Below are 6,008 nucleotides of genomic sequence, written 5' to 3'. Positions count from 1 at the left end.
ATCCTGCACGACCCACCAATGTAAAAAAGCGCCCTAAAGGCGCTTTTTTGCTATCTGCGATATAGCACATCCCCATTGCAGCCAAACCGCTTGTTTTACTCAAGCTCACGCCTTCTTTGCCGATACCTCTATTTTATGGCGAAAAGGATCTCAATATGACAACTCTTAAGCCCGTTTCTCTGTCGGCGATGGAAATCGGCAGCGTAGATAACAGCTCCGGCGGAAACGACATTGCTTCCCAGATCACCCGTCTGACCAAACAGATAACGAAAGTCACTCAGCAACTTAAAGAAGTCGCCATGGGTGATGCCACAGCGGAAGAAAAGCAAAAGCAGCAAGAATTGCTCGAATCTCAGCTGGCTATGTTGCAGGCACAGCTGGCGCAATTGCAGCGTCAGCAGGCAGAAGAGGCGATGCCAAAACAGGAAAGCGGTCAGGCCGTGGTGGAAGGCGTCAATAAACCCTCCGCAGAACATCAGATTGATATCTATATCTGATCATTGGTTTCGTTAAAAAGTGGATCGCGCGTGCGGGCCTCCATCAGACGCATGGCCTGCATACGCACCACATCCCAGCAGGCATGAGCCGCTCCGGAAAGAGACCTGTTTTTACGGCGTACCAGCATCAGTTGGCGTTCAATACAGGGCAGGAAACGCTTCACCGTTAAACGACTTCCCTGCGGCAGTGGCAGCGCCAGCGCAGGCAGAACGCTGATCCCAATCCCCGCTTCGACCATGGGGAAGAGCGTGGCAGGATGCCCAATCTCCTGCACAATGGTTGCCTTTACGCCCTGTGCGGCCAGTGCGGCATCTATAAGCGGGCGGCTACCTGATGCATAATCCTGTAACACCAGGTTTGCCCCCTGTAAGGCTTGCCAGGCCACCTGCGACAGCGATGCCAGAGGATCATCATCGCGGCAGAGCAATAAAAAGGGTTCCGAGAGTACCACTTCACATTCCAGGTCGCTTACCGCTCCGGGATCAATAACAATCCCGAAATCCACATCCCCCTGACGAATACTCTCCAGTACCCACTGCTGCGGCCTGTCGTGCAAAACAAAATCGATATCCGGATAGCGGTGATTACTTTCAGCGATGCACTGGGGAATAAGATGCGCCGAAATCGTCTGGCTCGCCGCCACTCTCACGGTACCGGAAAGCTGTTGTCCAAGCCGTCCGACGTCTCTCAGCGTACTGTTCAGTTCATCCAGCAGCCTTTCCAGACGCGTTGCCAGCTGATGTCCCGCTTCGGTGAGCACCACTTCGCGCGTAGTGCGGTCGAGCAGTTTCACGCCGGTTTGAGTTTCCAGCTCTTTCACGCTATGGCTCACCGCCGACTGGCTGAGGCCAATCATCTCCCCTGCCCGACTGAAGCTGTGGGCCTGCGCGACGGTGACGAAAACACGAAGCTGACGTAGTGAATAATTCATCTGTTTAATTCATGAATGGATGCAATAAATCAATTTTATTTCTCAAAGGGAAGAAAGCACAATAGCGGCATCTGTTTTCAGGAGTGATTATGAAACTTTTTCGTATCCTTGATCCGTTTACGCTGACCCTGATTGGTGTCGTCTTGCTGGCCTCGTTCTTCCCGGCGCGGGGCGGTTTCGTTCCGGTCATTGAAGGGCTGACCACGGCAGCCATTGCCCTGTTGTTCTTTATGCATGGCGCCAAACTCTCCCGGGAAGCCATTATTGCAGGCGGTAGCCACTGGCGACTGCACCTCTGGGTAATGTGCAGCACCTTTATCCTCTTCCCTGTTCTGGGCGTGCTGTTTGCCTGGTGGGCGCCGGTGAATGTCGATCCGGCGCTCTATACCGGTTTCCTTTATCTGTGCATTTTGCCGGCCACCGTGCAGTCTGCTATTGCCTTTACCTCGCTGGCTGGCGGCAACGTCGCGGCGGCGGTCTGTTCTGCTTCGGCTTCCAGCCTGCTCGGGATCTTTGTTTCACCGCTGCTGGTCGGTCTGCTGATGAACATGCATGGTGCAGAAGGTAATCTGGAGCAGGTGGGTAAAATTTGTCTGCAACTGCTACTGCCGTTTGTGCTCGGACACTTATCCCGCCCCTGGATTGGGGCGTTTGTGGCGAAACACAAAAAATGGATCGGGAAAACGGACCAAAGCTCCATTCTGCTGGTGGTTTACACGGCCTTCAGCGAAGCCGTGGTGAACGGCATCTGGCACAGGGTGGGCGCAGGATCGCTGCTGTTTATTGTGGTGGTAAGCATTGTTCTGCTGACCATTGTGATCGCGGTTAACGTCTTTGTGGCCCGCAAATGCGGCTTCAATAAGGCCGATGAAATCACCATCGTATTCTGTGGATCGAAAAAGAGCCTGGCCAACGGGATCCCGATGGCCAATATTCTGTTCCCGACGTCGGTCATTGGGATGATGGTACTACCGCTGATGATTTTCCATCAGATCCAGCTGATGGTGTGTGCGGTACTGGCGCGGCGTTACAAGGCACAGACTGAAAAGCTGGCGCAGGAAGAGACCCGCGCCGCGAAAGTTTAAGGACGTTTCAGGGGCTGCACCAGCTGGGTCAGCCCCTCTGTTTTGATCAGTAATGTGATAGCCATCAGCTCGCCAAGACGCCCGGCAGGAAACTCATCCTTACGGGCAAACCACAGCAGATATTCTTCCGGTAAATCAATCAGCCTGCGGCCCTTATATTTACCGAACGGCATCTCCGTATTGGCGATCTCAACGAGCTGCTCTTTTTCCACATCACTCTCCTAAAAGGCGCATCATTTCCGCTTCATCGATCACCTCGATGCCGAGCTCCTGCGCTTTTGCCAGCTTCGAACCGGCCGCTTCCCCAGCGATCACCAGGTCGGTTTTCTTTGACACGCTTCCCGCCACTTTTGCCCCAAGCGCCACCAGGCGCGCTTTCGCGTCATCACGCGAGAGCTGGCTCAGACTGCCGGTCAGCACCACCGTTTTACCGGCAAACGGGCTGTCGATCTCTTCTGCATTAACCACTACCGGTGCGGGCCAGTGAATGCCCTGTTCCAGTAATTTACCGATCACTTCACGGTTGCTCTCTTCGGCGAAGAAGTTGAAGACGTGGGTAGCGACCACTATGCCAACGTCAGGGACTTTCTGTAGTTCGTCGATGGTGGCTTTCTCAAGAGCCTCCAGCGTGCCGAAATACGCCGCCAGCCCTGCCGCCGTCGCCTCTCCGACTTCACGAATGCCGAGCGCGTAAAGGAAACGGGCAAAGGTAGTATTTTTGGCCGCCTCAAGCGCATTGACCACGTTCTGGGCAGATTTCGGCCCCATACGATCAAGACCGGTCAGCTTACCTGCCGTCAGGGTAAAGAGGTCCGCTGGCGTATGGACATACTCTTTCTCAACTAACTGGTCGATGATCTTGTCACCCATTCCGTCGACGTCCATCGCCCGGCGGGAGACAAAGTGCTTCAGGGACTCTTTACGCTGTGCGCCGCAGATTAACCCGCCCGTACAGCGCGTTACCGCTTCACCTTCCACGCGCTCAACGTCCGAACCACATACCGGACAATGGGCAGGAAACTCGATGGCACGGGTATCGGCAGGACGTTCTGATTCCACTACGTTAACCACCTGCGGGATCACATCGCCCGCGCGGCGAATCACCACTTTGTCACCAATTCGCAGCCCCAGACGGGCAATTTCATCGGCGTTATGCAGCGTAGCGTTACTGACCAGCACGCCAGCCACCTGCACAGGCTCCAGACGCGCCACAGGCGTAATCGCCCCCGTACGTCCTACCTGAAATTCCACGTCGCGAACGAAGGTCATCTGCTCCTGCGCCGGGAACTTAAAGGCCACTGCCCAGCGTGGCGCCCGGGCAACAAAACCCAACTGTTCCTGCAATGCCAGGGAGTTAACCTTGATCACTACGCCATCAATATCAAACCCAAGCGTGGGACGATCTTCTTCAACCTTGTGATAGAACGCCAGCACCGCCTGTGGAGAGTCGCAAAGCTGCACGCGGTTGCTTACCGGCAAACCCCACTCTTTGAACTGCATTAAACGACCCAGGTGGGTATCCGGCAGGTCACCGCCTTCCAGGATCCCGACGCCGTAGCAGAAGAAAGTAAGCGGTCGCTTCGCGGTGATACGCGGATCGAGCTGGCGCAGCGAACCTGCCGCCGCGTTACGCGGGTTTGCAAACACTTTACCCCCGGTACGACGCGCTTCTTCATTGATCTTCTCAAACCCCGCCTGCGGAAGGAAAACTTCCCCGCGCACTTCCAGCCGCGCAGGAATGTTATCGCCACGCAGCTTCAGCGGGATCGCACGAATGGTGCGCACATTGGTGGTGATGTCTTCCCCGGTGGTGCCGTCGCCGCGCGTTGCGGCACGTACCATCACGCCGTTCTCATAAAGAATGCTGACGGCCAGACCATCCAGTTTTAGCTCGCAGCACCAGCTAAGATTGTCGACGCTCTTCAGGCGATCCTGCACGCGCTTGTTGAAAGCCAGAAAACTCTCTTCATCAAACACGTTATCCAGCGACAGCATCGGCACTTCGTGGCGCACCTGGCTGAAAGCACCCAGCGGTTCCGCGCCGACGCGCTGCGTTGGGGAATCGGGCGTAATCAGTTCGGGGTGCTGCGCTTCCAGCTCGCGCAGTTCACGCATCAGGCGGTCATATTCCGCATCCGGCACTTCCGGTGCGTCCATAACATGATAGAGATATTCATGATGGCGAAGCGTGGTTCGCAGTTCAGTAAGTTGTTGTTCGATTGAGTCCATATCGCACCATCAATGAGAAAAACCCCCGACAGGCGGGGGTTGAGGAGGAGTTGAAGTAAACGCGACGATTACGCGTTAGCTTCCTTAACTTCGCGGATGCGGTCCTGATATTCGCGCAGTTTCTGCGGCGTCATCATACGACGCTGATCGTCGAGCACCACACCGCCCACTTCGTCGGCGATGTGCTGAGCGGACTGTAGCATCAGCTTAAAGTTTTGCAGCTCGTCACCGTAGGACGGCACCTGCATAAAGATCGTAACCCCAGGCGTGACGAAATCACCGGTCATTTCCGGGTCAAACGTGCCTGGATTGACCATATTGGCCAAGCTGAACAGCGCCGGACCGCTGCCGTCAGGACTCAGGTGGCGATGGAAAATATTCATGTCGCCGAACTTGAAGCCTGCCTGTTGGATGCTGTTGAGCAGCACGTCACCGTTCAGATGGGTGCCATGATGAGCAGCCACATTCATGATGATTACCGCTTCTTTACGCTGCGGCTTTTCAACAACCGGTTCTGGCTCAACAACAGGCTCTGGCTCAACGCGCGGAGCGGGCTGTGGCGCAGGCGGTGCAGATTCAGGCTGCGGTTGTTCTACCGGCTGCGGCTGTTGCACTGGCTGTGGCTGATGCACTGGCTGTGCAGGCTGTTGCACAGGTTGCTGCTGTACAGGCTGTGGCGCAACGGGCTGCTGTTGCACAGGCTGCTGCGACGGATGACGAACAGGTTCTTCCACTGGCGGCGGCGCTGGCTGGCGCGGCTGGGCAGAGGCATACGGTGGTTGATACTGGTGCTGCGGAGCGCGGGGAGCTTCATGCTCTCCATGCGCTGCGCCGGGCGCAGTATTGACCCGATGAACACGAACTTCACCCACGCCGTCGTCGTCAAGACCGTCGATGTCGTCTTCAACGTCATCGTCTTCGCGACTGGACTTCATGCGCTTCAGTGGACGATCGCGAAACATAGAGGAACGCTCTTTACGGCTGGTCCAGAAACCATGTACCAGTAAAGCGATTATGGCGATCGCGCCAACAATGATTAATATCAGACGCAAATCCTGCATCATTATATTCTCTGTTGTTCTAACACCTTGCCACCACGGCAAACATTTACTCACTAAGAGTATTTGCCGTTTACGTCAAGTGCAAGTGTATGCAGAGCATTCACAGCATAAAGATGAACTAAATCGTGCTTTTTGCTGGTTTTTCGAACATTTCCGAACTGGTCATTGGCCCGTAACTGGATAATATAGGCGGGCAATTCCACT

General features: G+C 55.3%; 6 protein-coding genes. 2 read left to right on the top strand and 4 right to left on the bottom strand.

All coding sequences use genetic code 11. The features are described from left to right. Positions 1 to 155: 155 nt before the first annotated feature. The gene (locus INF86_RS21695) at positions 156 to 497 is read left to right on the top strand and encodes a FlxA-like family protein (RefSeq protein ID WP_023300659.1); all 342 of its coding nucleotides are present in this window, start codon (positions 156 to 158) and stop codon (positions 495 to 497) included. Here INF86_RS21695 and INF86_RS21690 read toward each other — a convergent pair. Continuing rightward, on the bottom strand, positions 488 to 1,429 hold the full coding sequence (locus INF86_RS21690; protein ID WP_193543921.1) for a LysR family transcriptional regulator: 942 nt from the start codon (positions 1,427 to 1,429) through the stop codon (positions 488 to 490). The genes INF86_RS21695 and INF86_RS21690 overlap by 10 nt on opposite strands. A gap of 89 nt (positions 1,430 to 1,518) precedes the next feature. Between INF86_RS21690 and INF86_RS21685 the strand changes: the two genes are divergently transcribed. After that, positions 1,519 to 2,514 carry a bile acid:sodium symporter family protein gene (locus INF86_RS21685; RefSeq protein WP_022648941.1) on the top strand — a complete coding sequence of 332 codons (996 nt, stop codon included), beginning with the start codon at positions 1,519 to 1,521 and terminating at the stop codon, positions 2,512 to 2,514. Here the strand turns inward: INF86_RS21685 and INF86_RS21680 are convergent. From INF86_RS21680 to zipA, 3 genes are all read right to left on the bottom strand, one after another. Then, complete coding sequence (locus INF86_RS21680; RefSeq protein ID WP_003861328.1) at positions 2,511 to 2,726, bottom strand: DUF3820 family protein; 216 nt, start codon at positions 2,724 to 2,726, stop codon at positions 2,511 to 2,513. The two genes, INF86_RS21685 and INF86_RS21680, sit on opposite strands and share 4 nt — an antisense overlap. Before the next feature lies 1 nt (position 2,727). Beyond that, entirely contained in the window at positions 2,728 to 4,743 is a 2,016-nt protein-coding gene (gene ligA, locus INF86_RS21675) for an NAD-dependent DNA ligase LigA (RefSeq protein ID WP_126315048.1), read from the bottom strand. 68 nt (positions 4,744 to 4,811) lie between these two features. After that, positions 4,812 to 5,807 carry a cell division protein ZipA gene (gene zipA, locus INF86_RS21670; RefSeq protein ID WP_022648943.1) on the bottom strand — a complete coding sequence of 332 codons (996 nt, stop codon included), beginning with the start codon at positions 5,805 to 5,807 and terminating at the stop codon, positions 4,812 to 4,814. Positions 5,808 to 6,008 lie beyond the last annotated feature (201 nt).

Source organism: Enterobacter cloacae complex sp. I1M (genome assembly GCF_014982425.1).
Classification (GTDB): domain Bacteria; phylum Pseudomonadota; class Gammaproteobacteria; order Enterobacterales; family Enterobacteriaceae; genus Enterobacter; species Enterobacter intestinihominis.
This window is presented reverse-complemented; position numbering and strand designations above follow the sequence as displayed.

What these genes read in the sequence shown, in the direction of transcription:
- zipA (WP_022648943.1), bottom strand. Translation starts at nt 5,807, where the DNA reads ATGATGCAGGATTTGCGTCTGATATTAATCATTGTTGGCGCGATCGCC.
- ligA (WP_126315048.1), bottom strand. Translation starts at nt 4,743, where the DNA reads ATGGACTCAATCGAACAACAACTTACTGAACTGCGAACCACGCTTCGC.
- INF86_RS21695 (WP_023300659.1), top strand. Translation starts at nt 156, where the DNA reads ATGACAACTCTTAAGCCCGTTTCTCTGTCGGCGATGGAAATCGGCAGC.
- INF86_RS21685 (WP_022648941.1), top strand. Translation starts at nt 1,519, where the DNA reads ATGAAACTTTTTCGTATCCTTGATCCGTTTACGCTGACCCTGATTGGT.
- INF86_RS21690 (WP_193543921.1), bottom strand. Translation starts at nt 1,429, where the DNA reads ATGAATTATTCACTACGTCAGCTTCGTGTTTTCGTCACCGTCGCGCAG.